Annotated in this window: 15 protein-coding genes and 1 riboswitch; of the genes, 4 read left to right on the top strand and 11 right to left on the bottom strand. The window is 71.2% G+C overall.

Annotated elements, in window-relative coordinates; genetic code table 11:
• Positions 1-75 precede the first annotated feature (75 nt).
• Positions 76-828, bottom strand: coding sequence for a class I SAM-dependent methyltransferase (locus FOJ82_RS04275; RefSeq protein WP_143937171.1), 753 nt, complete (start codon positions 826-828; stop codon positions 76-78).
• Positions 825-1,523, bottom strand: a complete 699-nt coding sequence (locus FOJ82_RS04280; RefSeq protein WP_143937172.1) for an iron-dependent transcriptional repressor DtxR — start codon at positions 1,521-1,523, stop codon at positions 825-827. The genes FOJ82_RS04275 and FOJ82_RS04280 overlap by 4 nt, the downstream gene beginning before the upstream one ends.
• A gap of 129 nt (positions 1,524-1,652) precedes the next feature.
• Between FOJ82_RS04280 and FOJ82_RS04285 the strand changes: the two genes are divergently transcribed.
• Positions 1,653-3,050, top strand: a complete 1,398-nt coding sequence (locus FOJ82_RS04285) for an uL10 family ribosomal protein (protein WP_143937173.1) — start codon at positions 1,653-1,655, stop codon at positions 3,048-3,050.
• Here the strand turns inward: FOJ82_RS04285 and nagA are convergent.
• The 7 genes from nagA to FOJ82_RS04320 all read right to left on the bottom strand — a co-directional run bounded on the left by nagA (position 3,047) and on the right by FOJ82_RS04320 (position 9,512).
• Positions 3,047-4,180, bottom strand: coding sequence for an N-acetylglucosamine-6-phosphate deacetylase (gene nagA / locus FOJ82_RS04290; RefSeq protein WP_143937174.1), 1,134 nt, complete (start codon positions 4,178-4,180; stop codon positions 3,047-3,049). The two genes, FOJ82_RS04285 and nagA, sit on opposite strands and share 4 nt — an antisense overlap.
• 71 nt (positions 4,181-4,251) lie before the next feature.
• Positions 4,252-5,349, bottom strand: coding sequence for a hypothetical protein (locus FOJ82_RS04295; protein ID WP_143937175.1), 1,098 nt, complete (start codon positions 5,347-5,349; stop codon positions 4,252-4,254).
• Positions 5,346-5,831 carry an RNA polymerase sigma factor gene (locus FOJ82_RS04300; protein WP_143937176.1) on the bottom strand — a complete coding sequence of 162 codons (486 nt, stop codon included), beginning with the start codon at positions 5,829-5,831 and terminating at the stop codon, positions 5,346-5,348. Before FOJ82_RS04300 ends, FOJ82_RS04295 begins: the two co-directional genes overlap by 4 nt.
• A gap of 56 nt (positions 5,832-5,887) precedes the next feature.
• Positions 5,888-6,610 (bottom strand): energy-coupling factor transporter transmembrane component T family protein, encoded by a 723-nt coding sequence (locus tag FOJ82_RS04305; protein WP_143937177.1) that lies wholly within the window; start codon positions 6,608-6,610, stop codon positions 5,888-5,890.
• Entirely contained in the window at positions 6,607-8,289 is a 1,683-nt protein-coding gene (locus FOJ82_RS04310) for an ABC transporter ATP-binding protein (RefSeq protein WP_143937178.1), read from the bottom strand. Before FOJ82_RS04310 ends, FOJ82_RS04305 begins: the two co-directional genes overlap by 4 nt.
• Positions 8,279-8,896 carry an ECF transporter S component gene (locus FOJ82_RS04315; protein WP_143937179.1) on the bottom strand — a complete coding sequence of 206 codons (618 nt, stop codon included), beginning with the start codon at positions 8,894-8,896 and terminating at the stop codon, positions 8,279-8,281. Before FOJ82_RS04315 ends, FOJ82_RS04310 begins: the two co-directional genes overlap by 11 nt.
• On the bottom strand, positions 8,883-9,512 hold the full coding sequence (locus tag FOJ82_RS04320; RefSeq protein ID WP_143937180.1) for a YkoF family thiamine/hydroxymethylpyrimidine-binding protein: 630 nt from the start codon (positions 9,510-9,512) through the stop codon (positions 8,883-8,885). The genes FOJ82_RS04315 and FOJ82_RS04320 overlap by 14 nt, the downstream gene beginning before the upstream one ends.
• Before the next feature lie 48 nt (positions 9,513-9,560).
• A riboswitch (TPP riboswitch) is annotated at positions 9,561-9,668 on the bottom strand.
• Between the two features lie 55 nt (positions 9,669-9,723).
• On the opposite strand from FOJ82_RS04320, the gene acuI reads away from it, so the two are divergent.
• Together acuI and serC are read left to right on the top strand one after the other, a co-directional pair.
• Entirely contained in the window at positions 9,724-10,710 is a 987-nt protein-coding gene (gene acuI / locus FOJ82_RS04325; protein WP_143937181.1) for an acrylyl-CoA reductase (NADPH), read from the top strand.
• Positions 10,707-11,858 carry a phosphoserine transaminase gene (gene serC / locus FOJ82_RS04330; RefSeq protein WP_425472475.1) on the top strand — a complete coding sequence of 384 codons (1,152 nt, stop codon included), beginning with the start codon at positions 10,707-10,709 and terminating at the stop codon, positions 11,856-11,858. The genes acuI and serC overlap by 4 nt, the downstream gene beginning before the upstream one ends.
• A gap of 35 nt (positions 11,859-11,893) precedes the next feature.
• On the opposite strand, the gene FOJ82_RS04335 is transcribed toward serC, so the two are convergent.
• The gene (locus tag FOJ82_RS04335; protein ID WP_143937183.1) at positions 11,894-12,877 is read right to left on the bottom strand and encodes a hypothetical protein; all 984 of its coding nucleotides are present in this window, start codon (positions 12,875-12,877) and stop codon (positions 11,894-11,896) included.
• A 189-nt stretch (positions 12,878-13,066) separates the two neighbouring features.
• On the opposite strand from FOJ82_RS04335, the gene FOJ82_RS04340 reads away from it, so the two are divergent.
• Positions 13,067-13,705, top strand: coding sequence for a hypothetical protein (locus FOJ82_RS04340; protein WP_143937184.1), 639 nt, complete (start codon positions 13,067-13,069; stop codon positions 13,703-13,705).
• Here the strand turns inward: FOJ82_RS04340 and FOJ82_RS04345 are convergent.
• Complete coding sequence (locus tag FOJ82_RS04345) at positions 13,689-17,090, bottom strand: pyruvate carboxylase (protein ID WP_143937185.1); 3,402 nt, start codon at positions 17,088-17,090, stop codon at positions 13,689-13,691. The genes FOJ82_RS04340 and FOJ82_RS04345 overlap by 17 nt on opposite strands.
• Between the last annotated feature and the right edge of the window lie 60 nt (positions 17,091-17,150).

Raw genomic sequence — 17,150 nt, forward strand, 5'->3', positions numbered from 1 at the left:
GGCGACCCCCTATCTGTCGATGTCTCTTGGTTCGTCCTGCACAACGCTACTCGCCCCGCAGAAATTCCACAGCGGTTACTTGAGGGCGACGATGCGGCGCATCGGCAACGGCACCCGGAAGGGCTCCGCCTCGGCGCGCGCGGCGAGGAACTCGAGCGCGGCGGAGGACCGCGCGCGGTCAGGTGCCTGGCGCAGACCCGCGAGCAGGAACTCGGCGTCCTCCCGCGAGGCCACCTCGTAGTGGTAGCGGGAGCGGGAGTCCTCCACCTTCTTCAGGCCGGCATCGGCGAGCATCTTCTTCGCCCGGAACTCCGAGAGTCCGGGCAGCTGCGGAGTGACCCGGAGGTAGCCCGCGAGTTGGCTGGAGATACGTAGGTCCTCGGCGTTGAACGGTCGCAGCGACGGCGACAGTGCGGCGAACACTCCCCCGGGGCGCAGCACCCTCGCCGCCTCCTCCAGGAAGCGTCCCCGGTCCGCCACCACACCCAGCCCGAGGCTGGTGACGACGGCGTCGAAGCTGTTGTCCCTGAACGGGAGGTAGCCGACGTCGGCCCTCAGATAGGTGCCCGGCCCCGCCTCCAGCGCCGCCTCGAGGTTCGCCCCGGACAGGTCCACCCCGACGGTCATGCGGCCGGGCCGCACCAGCCGTCGGGTGAGGGCGCCCGTGCCGCAGGCCAGGTCCAGGACCTTGGTGGCGGAGTCTGCCACGGCGCGGGCGAGCCATCGGTACGGGTCGTGGTCGCCACCGTGAGAGTGCTCGAGCACCCATTCCGAGGCCCCGGGACGGCGCGAACCGTACCAGCGGACCCCCGAGGCGGCCTCGCTCATGCCGAAGCCTGCGCGACGAACAGCTGCTCGGCGGTCTGGGTGGAGACGAAAAGCGTCCTCTCGCCCAGCATCAGCTCGAGGCCGCCGACCACCGCCCTAGCGGTGAACTCGACCCCGGGACGCAGTCCGATGGCGGCGATGCCCTCGATCGTGTCCGGGTTGTTCTGGACGTTCTCGCTCATCCGCTCCAGTCGGGCCGGGGCGGCACCGAATGCCGCGACGTGCTCCGAGAGCGGCACGACGCCCCTGCGAAACGGCACCTGCTGCGCGTCCACACCGAGTTCCTTCAGCCCCGGGATCGGGTTCCCGTACGGGGAGAACGTCGGCGAGTCCAGGATATCCACGAGGCGGCGCTCGACGTCGAGGGAGATGACGTGCTCCCAGCGGCAGGCCTCCTCGTGGACCTTGTCCCACTCGAGTCCGATGACCTCGGTGAGGAGGCACTCGGCCAGACGGTGCTTGCGCATCACGTCACGGGCCAGCTTCGCACCCAGCGGGGTGAGCTTGATGTGGCGGTCCTCCTCGACGACCAGGAGCCCGTCGCGCTCCATCCGCGCAACGGTCTGCGACACCGTCGGTCCGGACTGGTGCAGCCGCTCGGCGATGCGCGCCCGCAGGGGCGGCACGCCCTCCTCCAACAGCTCGTACACAGTGCGGAGATACATCTCCGTCGTGTCGATCAGGTCACCGCTCATGTCCTCCGACCACCTCCGGGGGCAGTCTAGTCCGAACCCGCCGACGGGGGTTGGGATTGCCCGACCCACAGATTCGGGTCTCCGAGCGACGAGCGTCGTGCTGTCAGTGGCCGCCGATAGCGTTGATCCATGGACGAGACGGCGCAGATGCTGGCACGGGAGCTGGTGGGAACCGACCACCTGGCCCGGCAGGCGCTGGCGCGGCGGACCATGCTCATCGCGGAGTTCGCGGTCAACTACTCGGTGGGTCACGACGACGTCATGCCCGTCCTTGCGGAGCGCCGGGTGGCCCTCGGCCCGGGGGCACCGAGCGTGTCGGAGTTCACCTGTCTGGAGGTCGCTGGCTTGCTGGGTGTCACCCCGCGCGCCGCTGCCGGAATGATCGCCGACGCCGTGAACCTACGCCACCGGCATCCCGGCCTGTACGCAAGGATGATCGACCTCGCGATCGAACCGGACCGCGCCTGCGCCGCCGCGCGCAAGTGCCAGGAGCTTCCCCAGGAAGTCGCCGACGAGGTGACGAACAAGTGGTTGAAGGTGCAGCACCGCCACGCCTGGACCAGCGCCTTCAACCAACTCGCCCGGCTCGTGACCAATGCGGACCCGGAGCGCGCCGCAAGACGTGAACGCAGGCTGCGGACCCAGCTGGGGGTGCACGTCTGGGGCCTCCACGAGGGCACCATGAACCTGACCGGCAGGCTGGAGACCCTGGACGCCCGCTATCTGGACGCCGCGGTCGAGCGCATCGCGGAGATCCTTGGCGCCGAGCACCCGGAGTGCTCGAAGGAGGTGCTCCGAGCGCGGGCACTCGGAGTTCTGTCCAACCCCGCCCGGGCGCTCGCGATGCTCCAGCAGGCTGCACAGCCGACGCTACCCGCGGGACGTGGGGACGCGGAGTCCCCGCTCTCCTGCCCCGGGCCACTCTGCGGGACCATCACCACTCCGCTTCACAAGCTGCGCCCACGGTTGGGGATCGCGGTGCACCTGCACGTGGATGCGCTCGGGAACCTCGAGGGAGCTGCGCGGGTGGACCGGGCCGGGCACATCACAGTGGAGACCCTCGCGGAGGCATTGCAGGGCATCGACATCACGGTCCAGCCGGTGATCGACCTCAATGACGTGCCCGCCGAGGACCAGTACGTCCCGTCCGCCCGGCTCCGGGAGGCCGTCGCCCTGGCAGCGCCGCACGAACTCTTCCCATTCTCCGGCCGCACCACTCCCAGTCTGGACCTGGACCACACGGTGCCGTACCGCGCCAGGGGGCCGGGGCAGACCCGGCTGGGCAACCTCGCCCCGCTGAGCCGGCTCGTGCACCGGGCCAAGACCAGGGGCAGTTGGACCGTCGAGCAACCACGGTCGATGCTGATGGTGTGGCGCTCACCACTGGGGTTCCGCTACGAGGTCCACCCGAGGGCGGGAACTCGTCGCGTGGTGGAGTCCCCATGGTCCACGCCGGCGGAGTTGCTTCGGGCTGACCCGCCACGGATCCGTGGGCTCGACGCGCCCGTGGAGATCGTGCGGGACTAGGAGACCAGTTCCCCGTGGCGGATCACGGCGCGCAGTTCGCCCTCGGCGTCCACGATGCACACGTCGGCCCAGCGACCGGGGGCCAGCTGTCCCACGTCCTCCAGTCCGTGCCAGCGGGCGGGGGTGGTGGCGCACATCACGGCCGCCTCCTCGATGGTGCACTCCACCTGCTGCACCAGGTAGCGGAACGCCCGCCCCATCGTCAGGGTGGAGCCTGCGATGGCGCCGGGGCTGCCGTCGTCGGTCACGAGGCGGGCGGTGCCGTCGGTGACCTCCACCGCGAGCTCGCCCAGCACGTAGCTGCCGTCGCCCATGCCGGTGGCGCTCATGGCGTCGGTCACCATGGCGACGCGGTCCACGCCCGCGGCGTCGATGGACATCCGCGCGATGACGGGGGCGTGGTGGACGCCGTCGCAGATGAGCTCCACCATGCAGCGCTCGTCGGTCAGCAGCACGGGGACCGGGCCGGCGTCACGGTGGTGGATGGGGCGCATGGCGTTGAAGAGGTGCGTGACCAGGTCCGCGCCCCAGTCCAGGGCGTCGCGGGTCCTGGCCTCGTCGGCGTTCGAGTGGCCGAAGGCGACCTTGACCCCGGCCCCGGTGAAGGTGGCGATGGCCTCGCGGGAGTGCTCGCGCTCGGTGGCCATGGTGACCATCTTCAGCGCGGGCCCGCCTGCGGTGATCAGCCGCTGGACCGATTCGGGGTCCGGGTCGATGAGCAGGGCCAGCTCGTGGGCGCCCTTCTTCTCCGGCGCGAGGAACGGGCCCTCCAGGTGGATGCCGGCCAGCTCCCCGCGCTCGAAGAGGCCGCGGAGCACAGCGATCTGGGCCTCGAGGTTCTCGATGGTGGCCGTGACGGTCGAACCGAAGATGGTGGTGGTGCCGTTGCGCCGGTGGTACCGGATCGCCCGGAGGTTGCCCTCCGGGTCGGGCGCCCCGAAGCTGACGCCCTCCGCGCCGTGGCAGTGGGTGTCCACGAAGCCCGGCACAGCCACCAGCCCGGCGTACTCGCCCGAGACGCTCTCGGCCTGCTCCACCGCGACGATGCGGCCGTCCTCGACCACGATCACCGCGTTCTCGACGACACCCTCGGGCGTGACCGCACGCCCCACCTCGATCTTGTCAGCCATGCCCACATCAAATCACTGCTCGTGCTGCGCGCAGAACACGGGGTCACAAGAACTGATCGGTCCGGCTCCTGTCAGTTCCAGCAGATGTGGGGATCGATGCCTCCCCCGGTGACCATGTCCGGCGGCTCGCGCCGGAAGATGGGCACGCACATGTCCTCGGTGAGCAGACGCCTGGTGGTGCCGTCGTCGGCCCCCAGGAGGCGACAACCGTCCACCCGCAGGAAGACGTCGCGTACCCCCGAGGCGTCCAGGACGTGGACCACCACGCCGGCGGTCTCCTGATAACCCTCGATGCAACTGTCCGGTTCTCCCCCCACTCCCTCGGGTGCGGCGGCGAGCGCGCGGGCGAAGGCGGCGGCCTCGTCGTCGACGAGCAGTCTGGATCCCATCAGCAACGAGTCGTCACCCTGTTCCTGGTAGCGGCACAGCCCCACCTCGGACACCTCGTCGGCCTCCGTGACGTCCCAGGCCGGGACAGGCCTCGCGTCGATGTCAGCGATGGGCGAGACGGGGACGCAACCGGCCGCGTCTCGCTCCAGGATGACGGCAGAGCCGGTGATCGTCCCGGCGAGCGCGCGGTCCTGGTCGGTCGGCTCGGCGGTCAGTGTCACGACCACCTCGGTGTCCCCCACGACCGCGGATACCTGTTCGGTGAGGGGTGTCCCGGACTCGACGCCGACCGGCATCCACTCGAGGTGCATCTGGACCCACTCGGGCCGGAGCTCTGGGCACGCGATCGCCGCCACCGCTCCCCACGGGGAACTGACGAACGGGGCCTCCGGGACGTCCGGTTCCGACTTGCCGTTGATGCACCACGACGACGCGGACCAAGCGTAGTCGTCGTAGCGCCACTCCTCGGGCACCTGCACTGCGACGTCGTGGCGGGAGACCCACTTCCAGCCCTCCTCCGGCGCGGGGAGACCGCTCAGCGTCGGCCCGGGTTGCTCCCCGGTTGCCGATGGCGACGTCGTGGTGGCCGGGAGCGCGACGTCACCGTCGCCGTCCAGCAGCAGCCACAGCGGCACCCCGAGTGCCACCAGCACCACGGCTGCCGCGGCCAGCCACGGGAGGGGTCCTCGCCGCGGCCGACGGGGCGCGACCCCTCCGAGCGGGATCCTCGCCTGCTCGGCGAAGGCCTCGCGGAATGCCTGCTCTGCTCTGTCACTCATCGGTGATCCTCCTGGTCGAGTCGCTCCCGTAGCGCGGCCAGCGCGCGGTGGACGTGTGAGCGGGCAGTGGCCTCCGGCATGTCGAGCAGCTCGCCGATCCGCGCGAAGTCCAGGTCTTCGTAGAACCGGAGCACCACCGCGGCGCGCTGGGGCATCGGCAGTTCCCTGCACAGGTCCCAGGCGACGACGCGGTCCGGCACCTTCTCGGTCGCCGACTGCATCGCCGGCTCCCGTGTGAGGGCGACGGTCTCGAGCTGCTGACGGCGTCGCCTCGAGATCACCTCGTTGGTGACGGACCGGGTGGCGTAGGCGTCGATCCCGCCGTCGCCGTGGAGACGGTCGAACCGGCTGAACATGCGGCTGAGGACGTCCTGGACCACGTCTCGGGCCTCTTCCCGGTCGGCGCACAGCAGGTAGGCGTACCGGAGCAGGCGGGACTGCGTGGCCGAGACCCAGGCGTCGAACGCCGTACTTGCGCTCATGACCCTCCTCAACGCAGTGGGCGCCGGTTTCGTTGCACCGGCCGGCAACCATCCAATCAGGACAGCGCACCCGGCAGGGCCACGAGAGCGGTGAAGGTGCACACGGCGACGACGGCGAGCACCCAGTCCGGCGCGGTCAGCGGCACCGGGCGGTGGATCGTGCGCGGCCCGGCGCGCAGCCCGCGGGACTCCAGCGCCAGAGCGATCTGCTCCGAGGCGCGGATGGAACCCACCAGCAGCGCGAACGCAGCCTGTCCGAACTCCTTCGCCCCGAAGCGCACACGACCGTTCCTGCCACGCGGAGCACGCACGGCCTGCGCGGTGCGGATGGTGCCCCAACGGGCGGGCATGGTCTGCAGCATCCGGTGCCCAGCCAGCAACGGATAGGCGAACCGGGGGCTGAGGCGGGCGTGCTGGACCAGGCTGACCATCAGGTCCCGTGGCGGGGTGGTGGCGATGAACGCGATGCTCAGCACGCCGATCACGAGTCCGCGCAGCGCCAGGGCCGCGCCGATGGCGAGTCCGTTCTCGGGTCGGGTCATCCAGTTCACCGCGACCAGCCCGATTCCGAACACCAGGAACGGCAAGTGTCCCAACAGCAGCGTCCGCAGGGACACGGCACGGCAGGCGAGGACCCCCACGACGGCGGCCGCGTAGAGCAGGCCAAGGGCGCGCAGGTCGAACAGGAACAGGTTCACGAACGATACGACGAAGACCACCACCAGCTTCACCGTCGGGTTGCGTAGGTGCAGCCAGCCGCCCACGGGGGTCGGGGTCATGCCGCCACCGCCCGACCCAGTTCGCCGACGCGTCGGTCGGCCGCTTCGAGCGCCCGCCGGAGCGCGACGTCGTCCCCGCAGGCCGCCGCGAGCTCCACCAGCCACGGTGCGGGCCGCAAGGCACCGCGCCCGAGAAGGTCGGGATCGGTGAGCAGCCGCCGCGGCGTCGTCCGGGCGATGACGGCGCCACCTGTCACCACGATCGCGCGGTCCGCCGTCGTCGCCACCGAGCGGAGGTCGTGGCTCGAGAACAGCACGCCGCCGCCGTCGTCGGCCACCTGCCGCAGGGCCTGCATGACCGCGACGGTGGCGTGCCTGTCGAGCCCGAAGCCCGGTTCATCGGCCAGCAGGACGGGGCGTCGGTGGGCCAACATCGCGGCCAGGCTCAGTCGTCGCATCTGCCCGCCGGAGAGCTGGTGCGGATTGTGCTCGGCCAGGTCTGCCAGGTCGAAGCGGTCGAGCAACTCCTCCACCTGGGACTCGGTCCCCGGCGGCAGCCCGAACGCCACCTCGGCGCGCACGGTGTGGGCCTGGAACTGGTCGGCCGGGTTCTGGAACACCAGGCCGACGGCGGGGCCCTCGACGCTGCCGGCCAGCGGAGCGTGGAGTCCCGCGAGGCACGTCAGCAGGGACGACTTTCCCTGTCCGTTCGCACCGAGCAGCGCCACCACCTCGCCGGGTGCGACCTCGAGGTCGACGTCGTGCAGCACGGGCGTGCCACCCCGGCGTCCGCCCGCGGCGACGGTGAGCCCGCGGGCCACCAGCGCCTCAGGCCCGGGCGCCCCACCACCCGACCCGACACGCCGCACGGTTCCGGACCGGAGGGGGCCCGTCACCCCTGGCCCCGTTCCACGCGGCGTGTCGGGTCGGCCCGACGGGGGGCGCGTGGGCACGACGCGCGCCTCCAGCTCGGCGGGGAGCCAGCAGCCGGCGGCGAGGAGCTCCGCCACCGCGTCGACGTCGAGCTCCGTCGCGGGGCCGTCGAAGCGGATCCGCCCCGCCCGGTCCACCACGATCCAGCGGGCCGGCAGCCCCGCCAACCCTTCCCCGCCCGCGTACTCGTCGAGGCGGTGCTCCACCAGCACGACGGCGGCGCCCGTCCGCGCCCGGACCCCAGCGACCGCCGAGCGGACGCCGTCGATCCCGGCCGCGTCGAGCATGGAGGTGGGCTCGTCGAGGAGCAGCAGCCGGGGACGGGTGACGGTGGCCGCCGCGATCGCGATCCGCTGCTGCTCCCCGCCGGAGAGCTCAGCGGTGCGCCGGCCGGCCAGGTGCGACGCCCCCACTGCGGCCAGCGCGTCCCCCACCAGGCCCGGGATCCGGGCGGGGTCCTCGCAGAGGTTCTCGAGCGGGAAGGCCAGCTCGTCATCGACGTCGCTCAGGCAGACGCCCGAGGAAGGGTCCTGCCCCACCACGCCGACGACGTCGGCCAGCCCGGCCACCCCGGTCTCGGCGACGGGGCGCCCGGCCACGCTGAGGCGGCCGGTGACCCGCGCGTTGATCGCGCCCGGCACCGCGCCGTGGAGGGTCCGCAGCAGGGTGGACTTGCCCGAGCCGGAGGGGCCGAGGACCAGCACCTCCTCCCCCGCGGCCACTGTGAAGGTGGCCGGCCCGACGCCGAGTCCCGACGGGAACACCACCTCCACCTCCTCCAGCACGACGAGCGGCTCAGCGCTCACGGCGCACCACCTCGGCGGGGGTGTCGTCCCTGGAGATGTTGAAGTTGGCGAGCACGCCCGTGGCCCTCAGCGCATCGACCAGCACCTTGCCGAGCAGGCCACCGAGGACGACCCCGGAAGCGCACTGCATCGCGAACCGCAGCCAGAAGATGTTCTGCCCGTACCAGCCGGAGCGGAACGCGCTGTAGAAGAACACCAGGCCAGCGCCCAGGAGCCCGGACAGGGCGTAGGTGCCCCAGCCGAAGCGCCGGTAGCGGCCCAGCGCGAAGGCCAGTTCGCTGCCGAAGCCCTGCACCGCCGCGGCGATCACCAGCGTCGGACCGACGGGTGACCCGAGGAACACCACCTCGACGACGGAGGCCAGGATCTCGGCGATGATCCCCACGCCGGGGCGACGGATGATGGCGATCGCCAGCGGCGCCACCAGGAGCCAGCCGCCGAACAGGACGTGCTGCGCCAGGTCGCCGGCCGGACCCATCGCCACGGCGAGGGCGTTCCAGGCCTGTACCAGCACCCAGTAGAGGAATCCGAAGGTGACCCCGAGGACCACCATGAGGACGATGTCGCGCAGGGGCAGGGCTGCGCGCTCCTCGTCACGCCGCAGCATGGGGGTGGCTCGGGCTGTTGAGGGAGATGCTGAGGTGTGCGACGACGTGCTGGACGCTGCGCCCGACCATCGTCCAGCCGGCGACGACGGTGGCCAGGATGGCGCCCAGGTCGCCCTCCAGCCGGGTGACGAAGTGCTCAGAGCCCCGGAACGTGCCGAGTTCGCGGGCCAGTTCGATGGCGGCCTCGATGTCTCGCATGTGGTCCGGCTCCACTCCGGCGCGGACGTCGTCGGCGAGCGGGTAGATGGCCCACTCCGCGGCCGCCCACGTCCCGACGTCGCGACCCCTCGGGGTCTCGACGACGCGTGGCCCGGCGCCACCGGGGAGCTCGCAGGCGACCTCGCCGGGGCAGCCCCGGCTGAGCTGGACGGTGATGGCTGCGTGGTGTCCGGTGGCGGCGACGGCGGCGCCCAGGTCCGTTAGCCACCCGAGGAGGTCCTCCTCGGAGCCGCCGGCCCAAGTGCTGACGTCGCCGGTGCTGATGGTCAGACCGCGGGGGTCGACGTCGCGCAGCGCGCCGAGGATGACCTCGGCGAAGTCGTCGCTCATCACGGCGACGCCCACCCTCGCGCCCACGCCGAAGCGCAGGGGCTCTGCGGTGAACTGGTTGGTCATGGTGCCCTTTCCGTTCTTCGCACGGAGGGCGGGTTGCCCGAGACCCAGCAGATGAGGCTGGTCGCTCCCTGCGCTGGCATGATCCAGATCAGGTTCTACGGTCGGAGTTGAGTACTCCCTCTCAGCCCAGCTCACTGGACTCCCGTGCGCCGCCCACGCTAGCAGGAGTCCCCGACGGCACCCGCGAACCGTCCACTCCTAGACTTCACCCATGAGCTTCCGCGCACTGCTGACCAGCCAGGCCGACGACGGCACCACCACTGAACTGGTGGACCTCACCGACGAGGACCTGATGCCCGGGGAGGTGACCGTCGACGTCGAGTACTCCACGGTGAACTACAAGGACGCGCTCGCGGTGACGGGCGCCGGCAGGATCATGCGGAGGTTCCCTCTCGTACCGGGGATCGACTTCGCGGGCACCGTCACCGCCTCCGACGATCCGCGGTTCGCGGTCGGGGACGCCGTCGTCGCCAACGGCTGGGGCCTCAGCCAGACCCATCATGGCGGCCTTGCGGAACGGGCGCGCGTGGACGCCGACTGGCTGGTCCCGCTGCCGGAGCGGTTCAGCACCTTCGAGGCCATGGCGATCGGGACCGCCGGCTACACCGCGATGCTGTGCATCCTGGCCCTCGAGCACGGCGGACTGACCCCTGACTCCGGCGACGTCCTGGTCACGGGCGCCACCGGAGGCGTCGGCTCCGTGGCCATCGCCGTCCTGTCCGGTCTGGGCTACCGGGTCGTGGCATCGACGGGGCGGCCGTCGGAGCACGACTACCTCACGGGCCTGGGCGCGGCCGAGGTGATCGACCGCGGCCCACTCGGCGAGCCCGGCAAGCCGTTCGTGCGGCCCCGCTGGGCCGGGGCCGTCGACACGGTGGGCAGCCACACGCTCGCCAACGTGCTCGCCGCCACCGAGCGCGACGGCGTCGTCGCCGCCTGCGGGCTGGCGCAGGGCAACGACCTGCCCACCACCGTGCTGCCGTTCATCCTGCGGGGCGTGACCCTTGCCGGCATCGACTCGGTGGAGGCCTCGCAGGGGGTGCGCCACACCGCCTGGCAGCGCCTCGCCCGCGACCTTGATCCCGACAAGCTGGCCATGGCAGCCACCACCGTCGGGCTCGGCGACGTGGTCGCCACCGCCCGGCGGGTCCTGGACGGGCAGGTCCGCGGCCGCACCGTGGTGGACGTCCGTTCCTGACGGACGGCCTCTCGGCCCACGGAGCACGTCGTGAGAGAATCGGGCGCGTGATCACCATTCCCGAAGAGTTGCTGCCCGCCGACGGTCGCTTCGGTTCCGGACCCGCGAAGGTCCGACCGGAGGCACTGGACTACCTCGCCATGCGTGGCGACGTGATGGGCACCTCCCACAGGCAGGCACCGGTCCGCGACCTCGTGGCGGCCGTGCAGACGGGGCTGGCCGAGCTGTACTCCATCCCCGACGGCTACGAAGTGGTCCTCGGCAACGGCGGCTCGACGCTCTTCTGGGACCTGGCCGTCAGCTCCCTCATCGAGAACCGCTCCGCCCACGGTGTCTTCGGAGAGTTCTCCAGGAAGTTCGCCAAGGCCAGCGCGGCGGCCCCGTTCCTGGACGACCCGGCAGTCTTCGAGGCGCAGCCCGGCTCCGCCGCCGTCCCCGAGGCCACCGACGCCGACGTCCACGCCTGGGCGCAGAACGAGACCTCGACCGGGGCGGTCGCCCCGGTCACGCGCATCGGCGACGGGCTCGTCCTGATCGACGCCACGTCCGCCGCCGGCGGCATGGAGGCGGACGTCAGCCAGACCGACGCCTACTACTTCGCACCCCAGAAGAACTTCAGCTCCGACGGCGGCCTGTGGTTCGCGTTCGCCTCCCCGGCCGCCATCGAGCAGGCCGAGCGGATCAACGCGTCGGGCCGCTGGATCCCCGCCAGCCTGGACTTCCTCACCGCCGTCAAGAACTCCCGCCTGCACCAGACCCTGAACACGCCCGCCGTGGCCACGCTGCTGCTGATGGAGGACCAGATCAACTGGATGCTCGCCCAAGGTGGCATCGGCGCCGTCGCCGAGCGCTGCCGCACCTCGTCGGGCATCCTCTACGACTGGGCCCTCGCCAGCGAGTTCGCCACCCCGTTCGTCACTGAGCCCGAGCATCGCTCCCCCGTGGTGGCCACGATCGACTTCGACGAGAGCGTGGACGCCAAGGAGGTCTCGCGGGTGCTGCGGTCCCACGGCGTCGTCGACGTCGACCCCTACCGCGCGCTGAACCGCAACCAGCTCCGGATCGCGTGCTACGCCTCGGTCGACCCCGACGACGTGCGCGCCCTCACCGGCTGCATCGACTTCGTGGTGGGAGAGCTGGGCAAGTAGCGCCGACGGCCTCGGTGTTGCTCACCCGGGCTGGGTCAGTCCTTGCTGAAGAACACCACGGCGCCGGCCGCCAGGGCCACCACCAGGGCTCCCGCGAGGGCGATCAGCGTGCCGCCCCGGGAGACGCTGTCGGAGCTGCTGTCCGCCGGCTGCGCAGGTGCGGCGGTACCGGTCGGGGACGGTGCGACGCTCGGGTCCGCGCTGGTCTCGGCCGTCTCGCTCGGTTCCGGGCTGGTCGTCGGCGCTGCCGGCGTGGCGGTGGTCTGGCCCGCGGGGAGCGGCTCGTCGCGCAGGGTCCCTCCAGCACCCACCAGCATCCGGTCCGCCCCGAACGGGGTGACCGACTCCCCCTCCGCGCCGCCGACGTAGGTGGTGCTCGACTCGACCTCCCAGGTGAAGGCGTTGATCAGCTCCACGCCGTCGCCGGTGCGCACCAGCATGGTCTCGCCGTCGTCCAGGAAGGCCGCGTCCGTGACGCCCTCGGGTGCGTCGGCCGCACGGAACAGGGTGTTGACCCCCTGCCGCGACGGCTCCAGCTCGGCTCCGTAGATGCCGGCGTCGTCGCCGGTGGTGATGAAGTAGAAGCGCCCACGACCCGAGATGAGGAACGCGGTGGCGTCCTGCGCGCCGTCGGGATAGGCGAAGTCCCAGGCGCGGTAGCTCTGCTGGCCTGCCTCCGGGGCGACGGCGAAGACGGTCACGAACTCGCGGTCGGCGTCCGGGTCGCCGATGTCGGCGATGTGGAGCTGCCCGTCGTCGAGGGCGAGGCCCTGGACGGACTGCGGTCCACCGGTGAACGTGATCTCGCCGGCGGCGGTGCCGTCTCGGCCGACCATCTGCACGGCCTCGGGCGTACCGGCGGCACTGACGTAGAGCGTCTCCGCGCCCTCGTCCCAGGCCAGTCCAACCACGTCGGTGGTCCCACCGAGGTCGACGTCGTCCGCGTGGGCGAGCGCCGGGACGGCAGTGGCCAGCAGACCGAGGGAGAGGGCGGCGGCGAGTCGGCGGAACGTCATCATGTTGTGCGCCAGAATACTGTGCGCCCACGCGGATGCCTACGCGACGTCCCGTGGCGCGTCACGACGGCTGCAGCAGCACTCCCCACACGACCACCACAAGGACCATCGCCAGCAGCACGCCGGAGACGATCAGGCGTCGGGTTCTCGGATTCACGAGCTCGAGCCTACCCTCGCGGATAGGGTTGACCCATGCACACGCTGCGCCTGTTCGCGATCAGCATCGACGCCGTGCGCGACATCTTCGGCGCCGATCCGGCCCTGGCGGAGCGCCTCCGGGCCGTGGCCGCGGCCCGGTTCGCCCCACCGACGAGGGCGAGGCCCTCCGGCATCCTCGGGCTGTTCCGGAGGGACCGGCAGCTGGAGGTGGACCCCTCCCGGCCGCTCGTCTCCGACGTCGAGGCCCTGCTCGCCGGCGGCTACATTTCCCCGGACCGGACCCGCCAGTGCTGGCTGGTACTGCTGGCCTGGTTGGAGGAACTCTCGACCGCCCACGCCGAACTCGCGGTGAGGGAACTGGACACGCTGGAGTTCGACCTCGCGCGCGCCGGCCTCCACAGCGACAACTCCCTGCGCAACCTCGCGGCGCGGCAGCTGGGAACCATCCTGCGCCCGCTGCCGGGGCAGACGGTCGGGTACGCGAAGCACTCGACAGCGGTGGACACCCTGGACGCGCTGGTCTCCCTGGGGCGGACCGCCGACGAAGAGTTCGCCGCGGTGATCGCCCGCACGGACCCGGTGAGGGACCTGTTGACCGTCGTCGCGACGGGTCAGGACCTCGACGTCGTGGTGGTCGAGGTCCCGCCCGGGGAGACTACGCCGGGTCGATGACGACGACGAGGTCGCCGCCGTCGAGCTGCGTGGTGTTGTGCAGCACGACCCGCGAGACCACACCGTCGACGGGGGCGTTGATCGCCGCCTCCATCTTCATCGCCTCGATGGTGGCAACGGGCTCGCCGGCCTTGACCGTGGTGCCCTCCTCGACGTTGACCGTGACGGCCCCCGCGAACGGGGCGGCCACGTGTCCCTTGTTGCCCGGATCCGCCTTCTCCGCGGCGGCCACCTCGGACTCCAGCGAGTAGTCGCGCACGCGGACCGGGCGCAGCTGGCCGTTCATCAGCGTCATGACCGTGCGCTTGGCGCGCTTGTCGGGTTCGCCGATCGCCTCGAGGCCGAACAGCAACTGGACGCCCTTCTCGAGCTGGACCACGTACTCCGAGCTGTTGTCCATGCCGTACAGGTATGGAACGGTCGGGATCACCGAGATGTCGCCGAAGTCGTCGCGCTTCTGCTGGAACTCCTTGGTCGGACCGGGGAACAGCAGCCGGTTCAGCGTCTCCTGCCTGGTGCGGCCGGGCTCCTGCAGCACGGCGAGGTCCTCCGGGGACACCTCGTTCTCACGAACCGTGCGGCGACGCCCGCCGACGGCCTTCGTGCGGAACGGTTCGGGCCAGCCACCGGCGGGGGCACCGAGCTCGCCCTCGAGGAAGCCGACGACGGAGTCGGGCAGGTCGAACTTCTGCGGGTCCGCAGCGAACTCCTCGGGGTCCGCGCCCACGGCCACCATGTGCAGCGCCAGGTCGCCGACCACCTTGGAGGAGGGGGTCACCTTGACCGGGCGGCCGAGGATCTTGTCCGCAGCTGCGTACATCTCCTCGATCTGCTCGAACTTGTCCCCGAGACCGAGGGCGATCGCCTGCTGGCGCAGGTTGGACAGCTGGCCGCCCGGGATCTCGTGCTCGTAGACGCGGCCGGTGGGTGCGGGCAGCCCGGACTCGAACGGCTGGTAGACCTTGCGGACCGCCTCCCAGTACGGCTCGAGCGCCAGCACGCTGGCCGGATCGACGTCGGGCTGCTGGTCGGTGCCCTCGAGGGCCATGATCAGTGCGGACATCGGCGGCTGCGACGTGGTGGAACTCATCGCCGAGTTGGCGACGTCGACGGCGTCGACTCCGGCCTCCACGGCCGCCACGAGGGTGGCGATCTGGCCGCCCGTGGTGTCGTGGGTGTGGAGGTGGATGGGCAGCTCGAAGCGCTCCCGCAGGGCGGTCACCAGCTTCGCCGCAGCTCGGGGACGCAGGAGGCCAGCCATGTCCTTGATGCCGAGGATGTGCGCACCGGAATCGACGATCTCCTCGGCCAGGCGCAGGTAGTAGTCCAGTGTGTAGATCTTCTCGTCGGGATCGAGCAGGTTGGAGGTGTAGCACAGTGCCACCTCGGCCACCGAGCTCGTCTCCCGAACCGCGTCGATCGCCGGGCGCATCTGGTCGACGTCGTTGAGCGCGTCGAAGATGCGGAAGATGTCGATGCCGACCTCGGCCGCCTCCGCCACGAAACCGCGGGTCACCTCTGTGGGGTACGGGGTGTAGCCGACGGTGTTGCGTCCGCGCAGCAGCATCTGCAGGTTCTGGTTGGGCATGGCCGCACGGAGCTTCGCGAGCCGCTCCCACGGGTCCTCGCCCAGGAAGCGCAGCGCGACGTCGTAGGTGGCGCCGCCCCAGCACTCGACGGAGAACAGGTTGGGCAGCATCCGCGCCTGGTGCGGCGCGACGGCCACCAGGTCACGCGTGCGAACGCGGGTGGCCAGCAGCGACTGGTGCGCGTCGCGGAAGGTGGTGTCGGTGATCCCGACCGCCTTGGTCTCGCGCAGCTGGCGCGCGAATCCCTCGGGGCCGAGCTTGAGCAGTTGCTGGCGGGACCCGTCGGGCACCGGCCCGGACAGGTCGACGTCGGGGAGCTTGACGGAGGGCTCCAGCTTGGTGGGGGCCTCGCCGTGCGGCTTGTTCACGGTCATCTCGCCCAGGTAGCGCAGCAGCTTGGTGCCGCGGTCCGCGGGCGTGCGAGCGGAGACCAGCCAGGGCCGCTCGTCGATGAAGGCGGTGGTGACGTCGTAGGAGACGAAGTCGGGGTCCTCCAGGACAGCGCGGAGGAACGGGATGTTGGTTGCCACGCCGCGCACCCGGAACTCGGCCAGCGCACGCTTGGCGCGGGCGACCGCCATCGGCAGGTCCCGGCCGCGGGTGGTGAGCTTGACCAGCAGCGAGTCGAAGTGCGGGCTGATCTCCACGCCGGTGCCGGTGGTGCCGCCGTCCAGGCGGACGCCTGCGCCCGAGGCCGAGCGGTAGGCCTGGATGAAGCCGGTGTCGGGTCGGAACGAGTTCTGCGGGTCCTCGGTGGTGATGCGGCACTGCATCGCGACGCCGCGGATCTCCAGCTGCTCCTGCACGATGCCGATCTCGGCGAGGCTCTCGCCCCCGGCCAGCCGCATCTGGGCCTGCACGAGGTCGACGTCGGTGATCTCCTCGGTGACGGTGTGCTCCACCTGGATGCGCGGGTTCATCTCGATGAACACGTGCTCACCGGCGCGGTCGCCCTCGGTCTCGACGAGGAACTCGACGGTGCCGGCGCAGAAGTAGTTGATGGAGCGGGCGAACTTGACCGCGTCGGAGGTCAGCGCGGCACGCAGCTCATCGCTGATGTTCGGCGCCGGGGCGAGCTCGATCACCTTCTGGTGGCGACGCTGGATGGAGCAGTCACGCTCGAAGAGGTGAACGACGTTGCCGTCGCGGTCCGCGAGGATCTGCACCTCGATGTGGCGGGGGCCGGAGACGGCCTGCTCGACGAACACGGTCGGGTCACCGAAGGCGGACTCGGCCTCGCGCATGGCGGCACCGAGCTCGTCGGCGAACTTCGCGGGGTCGTCGACGCGTCGCATCCCGCGGCCGCCGCCGCCGGCGACTGCCTTGATGAACACGGGGAACCCGATCCCCTCGGCGCCCTGCTGGAGCTCCGCGACGTCGGTTGACGGCGGGGTGGACTTCAGGGTGGGCACGCCCGCGCGGCGGGCGGCCTCTAGGGCGCGGACCTTGTTGCCGGCCATCTCGAGCACTTCGGCGGAGGGGCCGACGAAGGTGATGCCCTCGCGCTCGCAGGCCGCGGCCAGCTCGGGGTTCTCGGAGAGGAAGCCGTAGCCGGGGTAGATGGCGTCGCTGCCGGACTCCTTCGCGACGCGGATGATCTCGTCGATGTCCAGGTAGGCGCGGACCGGGTGGCCCTCCTGCCCGATCTGGTAGGACTCGTTGGCCTTGACCCGGTGGTCGGCGTTCCTGTCCTCGTAGGGGAAGACCGCCACCGTACTGAGGCCGAGTTCGACGGCTGCACGGAATCCACGGACCGCGATTTCGCCGCGATTGGCTACTAGAACTTTCGAGAACATGCGCGTCAGCCTACCGGGCAGCGGCCCGGCGGCCCTCCTCCGATCAATTGCTGGTCGCGG

Source organism: Tessaracoccus rhinocerotis, assembly GCF_007197885.1.
In the GTDB taxonomy this organism is placed as follows: Bacteria; Actinomycetota; Actinomycetes; order Propionibacteriales; family Propionibacteriaceae; genus Arachnia; species Arachnia rhinocerotis.

Coding starts and splice junctions, on each gene's coding strand:
- FOJ82_RS04275 (WP_143937171.1), bottom strand. CDS start 828: ATGAGCGAGGCCGCCTCGGGGGTCCGCTGGTACGGTTCGCGCCGTCCC.
- FOJ82_RS04280 (WP_143937172.1), bottom strand. CDS start 1,523: ATGAGCGGTGACCTGATCGACACGACGGAGATGTATCTCCGCACTGTG.
- FOJ82_RS04285 (WP_143937173.1), top strand. CDS start 1,653: ATGGACGAGACGGCGCAGATGCTGGCACGGGAGCTGGTGGGAACCGAC.
- nagA (WP_143937174.1), bottom strand. CDS start 4,180: ATGGCTGACAAGATCGAGGTGGGGCGTGCGGTCACGCCCGAGGGTGTC.
- FOJ82_RS04295 (WP_143937175.1), bottom strand. CDS start 5,349: ATGAGTGACAGAGCAGAGCAGGCATTCCGCGAGGCCTTCGCCGAGCAG.
- FOJ82_RS04300 (WP_143937176.1), bottom strand. CDS start 5,831: ATGAGCGCAAGTACGGCGTTCGACGCCTGGGTCTCGGCCACGCAGTCC.
- FOJ82_RS04305 (WP_143937177.1), bottom strand. CDS start 6,610: ATGACCCCGACCCCCGTGGGCGGCTGGCTGCACCTACGCAACCCGACG.
- FOJ82_RS04315 (WP_143937179.1), bottom strand. CDS start 8,896: ATGCTGCGGCGTGACGAGGAGCGCGCAGCCCTGCCCCTGCGCGACATC.
- FOJ82_RS04320 (WP_143937180.1), bottom strand. CDS start 9,512: ATGACCAACCAGTTCACCGCAGAGCCCCTGCGCTTCGGCGTGGGCGCG.
- acuI (WP_143937181.1), top strand. CDS start 9,724: ATGAGCTTCCGCGCACTGCTGACCAGCCAGGCCGACGACGGCACCACC.
- FOJ82_RS04335 (WP_143937183.1), bottom strand. CDS start 12,877: ATGATGACGTTCCGCCGACTCGCCGCCGCCCTCTCCCTCGGTCTGCTG.
- FOJ82_RS04340 (WP_143937184.1), top strand. CDS start 13,067: ATGCACACGCTGCGCCTGTTCGCGATCAGCATCGACGCCGTGCGCGAC.
- FOJ82_RS04345 (WP_143937185.1), bottom strand. CDS start 17,090: ATGTTCTCGAAAGTTCTAGTAGCCAATCGCGGCGAAATCGCGGTCCGT.